The organism is Variovorax humicola (assembly GCF_037889915.1).
Classification (GTDB): Bacteria; Pseudomonadota; Gammaproteobacteria; order Burkholderiales; family Burkholderiaceae_C; genus Variovorax; species Variovorax humicola.
This window is the reverse complement of the sequence record NZ_JBBKZV010000081.1, coordinates 1-3,312: the sequence shown is the minus strand read 5'-3', so window position 1 is coordinate 3,312 and position 3,312 is coordinate 1. Positions and strand designations below refer to the sequence as shown.

Annotated in this window: 4 protein-coding genes; all 4 read left to right on the top strand. The window is 59.3% G+C overall.

Annotated elements, in window-relative coordinates; translation table 11 throughout:
• Positions 1 to 1,349: DUF637 domain-containing protein (locus WKW80_RS36960; protein ID WP_340368524.1), on the top strand; the 1,349-nt coding region annotated here is incomplete at its 5' end.
• Positions 1,346 to 2,278 carry a PoNi-like cognate immunity protein gene (locus WKW80_RS36955; protein WP_340368523.1) on the top strand — a complete coding sequence of 311 codons (933 nt, stop codon included), beginning with the start codon at positions 1,346 to 1,348 and terminating at the stop codon, positions 2,276 to 2,278. The genes WKW80_RS36960 and WKW80_RS36955, both read left to right, overlap by 4 nt.
• A gap of 223 nt (positions 2,279 to 2,501) precedes the next feature.
• Complete coding sequence (locus WKW80_RS36950) at positions 2,502 to 2,897, top strand: immunity 8 family protein (protein ID WP_340368522.1); 396 nt, start codon at positions 2,502 to 2,504, stop codon at positions 2,895 to 2,897.
• On the top strand, positions 2,898 to 3,312 hold a 415-nt coding region (locus WKW80_RS36945; protein ID WP_340368521.1), incomplete at its 3' end, for a hemagglutinin repeat-containing protein.

Genomic DNA, 3,312 nt, shown 5'->3' with positions numbered 1-3,312 from the left:
CGGGCGCGCAGGAATTCCTCACGCAGTTGGGGCAGAACCTCCAGGCGGGTGCGGCCAGGGCGCTGATCGACACGGCGATCAATGGAGGCAGCCTGGAGGACAGCCTGAAGAACGGGCTGAAGGCCGCGATTCTGGACACGGTGGCGGCGCAAGCGGCCAATGCGATTGGCGGGCTGAGCATGGGCGACGATGCGGTGCTCGACGGCTTCACCAACAAGGTGGCGCATGCGATTGCGGGCTGCGCGGTGGGGGCGATGCGTGCGGATAACGCGGGCGGCTGCGGGGCCGGGGCGCTGGGCGCGGCGGTGGGCGAGATGGCCGCCGAGGCCTATGGGCGGCAGATCGACACGACGCAGTTCGCCGCGATGCTGGGCGGGATCGCGGTGGCCATCGCGGGGGGTGACGCGACGCAGATCAACCTTGCGAGCCAAGCGGGGGCCAATGCGGCGGCGAATAACTACCTGAGCCACTCCCAGAGCCGGGACATACGCCAGATCGTCAATGCTGAGAACGCCCGGCTGACGCATGCCTGCGGGGACAGTTGCACTTGGGAGCAAATGCAGGCGATCGACAGACAAATGGCCCAACTCGAATCGGCCGCCACCTATCTTGAATCGCTTCAGAGTGGCAAGTTGACGGGGGAGCAAGCGCTCCAGCTTGGCGACACGATTGCAGCGCTCTTGCCGGCTTACGGCACACCGATCGCGCTCTATCAAGCCCTCACCGGTAAGAGCGTCAGCGGAACCGATCTCTCGACGGTGGAAAGACTTTTCAACGGCGTGGCTGCTGCCGTGCCTCTGGGAAGTGCGGTGTACCGACGCATTACCGGCGCTGTTGCCGACATGCGTGTGGCAGTCAGTGTCGGCGGCGTTGGTGCCGACGGCAAGGCACTGATGGACTTCAGCAAGTTGTCGAGTGCGCAGAAGGGGGTGATCGGCGAGCTCTTGGGGGCGACGACAGTGAAAAACGTCTTGCCCGACGCGACACGATTGGGACGGATGGGAGAGGTTGGCAGCCGTGGCATTGACGATCTTTACAAAGTGAGCAGTTCGACTGCTGACTATGTCGTTGTCGAGTACAAGTTCGGAACCTCTCCACTCGGGAAGACCGCCGAGGGGCTTCAGATGAGTGACGACTGGGTACTAGGATCAGACCGGCTTGTCCAGGCGGCTGGAAGCGAAGCGGAGGCGGCGCTCATTCGAAAAGCGATCGAAGGCGGTCGAGTTGAGAAGTGGGTCGTTCATACCGATCCAGCGGGAGGTACTTCGATCTGGCTTGTTGATGGAGCGGGCAAAATTGCCAAGGCCGATTCGGAAATGGCAAGCAAGCTACTTGGAGGAAGGAAATGATGCGGGATTGTCTGAAAGACCGGAAATGGTTCGATGAATGGACAGAATTTGTCGAGTCCACCATCGCGGACGACATCTCGACCATAGCCAAACCATCAAGGAATCCGCGCTATCGCCCGCAATTCATTCGCGACTTGGCGTTTCATCATCTGAAGCTGATTTTGCGTCGCTACTCTCGCGGTGATCCGATCTCAGAATTGTCCAAATATCTCGAGCCGCTGCTCGAGTACTGGGAAATCTCCGAGCGCTTGGGGCAAGAGGTCTGGACACCTCAGCAACAGCACAGCCGTCACTCATGGGCGGTCAATCTCGACCACTACATCGACTGTTTTTGGCTCGTCGGATTGGCGCTTTCACTGAACATCCCCGAAGCCCAGTGGCAACGCTTGATCAACCTAATCGGCAACGAGGGCGAGGATGCGCTACTCGACCGAATCATTGCCACCCGATCGCCGGGCCGCAGAATCGGTCCCTCGCTGTGTTACCCCAAGCCATACGGCCGCTTGCTCGAAGCCATTGATGCAGCCCTGGGCAAACAGGCGTCGCTGTTGCAGCACTTTGTTGAGCATTGGTACAAGGATGTTGGCGCCGCCGCAAGGTCAGGACGGGAAAAACAGGCTGTCCCTTACAAGGAACCCTATTGGCACCGATATCACTGTATCGAGGGCGGCTACTTTGGCTACTGGTGCATCGAGGCGGTGGCAGCGGTCAAGGCCTTTGGCCTGGACGACAGCCTATGCATTGGCCATCCCAACTATCCTGGCGATTTGCTTCACCCCGAGATAGTTACCGCCGCTGACGTGTCACGCTTGCTCCAAGAGCTGGCAGCAACCATTGGCGCACCGCCGATCCGACCGCTCACCGGCGAACCGCAGCATCTGACGAGATGGGAAGCATTAAAGCAAATCGTAAAAAACAAGCTGGGCTGACTTGAGAGACTGACTTCTCAGGCTCTTTGCAGATATCCGCACGATCTTGTGCTCAGCGAGTTTTGATCTCGGTAGGCCCCGGATACCGAGTGGCAGGCGATGGGCGCACGCTGCTCAGTGCAGATGGTTTGAGCCAATACAGGCCACCATCTCCGAAATCTACGCCTTATGCGACTACCGGTACCCAAGCCAACGTTCAAGGAAGAGTTACCACAACAACGCCATGGACCAACAATGGGCATTTGAATATCACAGGAACACCATGACTATTCGCGCTGAACTCAAGGGACTGCTGTGCAGCAACTTCGACATGCGTACATACGTTCCTGAGGTCTCCGATTCCTTTGGCTTCTGGGCTGAACTCGAGATCGGCGAACATGGAAAAAACGGAGCGGACCTATTTCAAGTATTCATTTGCACGCCCAAATGGTTGGAGCGCGAAGTCCATGAGTTCGGACCCATTTGCGAACATGCCAAGATAATCGTCGATAGCTACAGCTATGGTGACCTAGAAAGTTTTATAAGGCGCACCATAAGTTCAATCGAAGGTCACGACTGGGGCGCGGTAGCTTCCAAGCTTCGACTGCTGGCACTTTGGGAGTTCGATGACTATGCGTAGGTGGCACGCCGCAGTAAAGGCATCAACGCGCGCCAGGCCACGGTGGATGCGGGTGGCGGCTTGCTGAGCGTGCACGCCGGCCATGACATCAACATCCGCTCGGGCGCTGCACAAACCGTGGGCAGCTACTCCGCGCAGTCGACGGACAAAGGACTTCTGAGCAGGACCACCACCAAGGTCTCCGGCAGCTACGAATCCAGCACCAGCGTGGGCAGCAGCTTCTCCGGCGGCCTGCTCGCGATGACCGCGGGCAACAACATCGCCATCGAAGGCGCGCACGTCAGCGGCACGCAAGGCGTGCTCGTCGACGCGGCCAACGATCTGGCCATCGTGGAAGGCCGCAGCACCAGCGGCATGCGCATCGACGTCGACAAGACCAGGAAAGGCATCAACGCTGGCGCCGCCCTGGGCGGCA

Excerpts from the sequence above, each read along its gene's own strand:
- WKW80_RS36955 (WP_340368523.1), top strand. The coding sequence starts at position 1,346 with ATGATGCGGGATTGTCTGAAAGACCGGAAATGGTTCGATGAATGGACA.
- WKW80_RS36950 (WP_340368522.1), top strand. The coding sequence starts at position 2,502 with ATGGACCAACAATGGGCATTTGAATATCACAGGAACACCATGACTATT.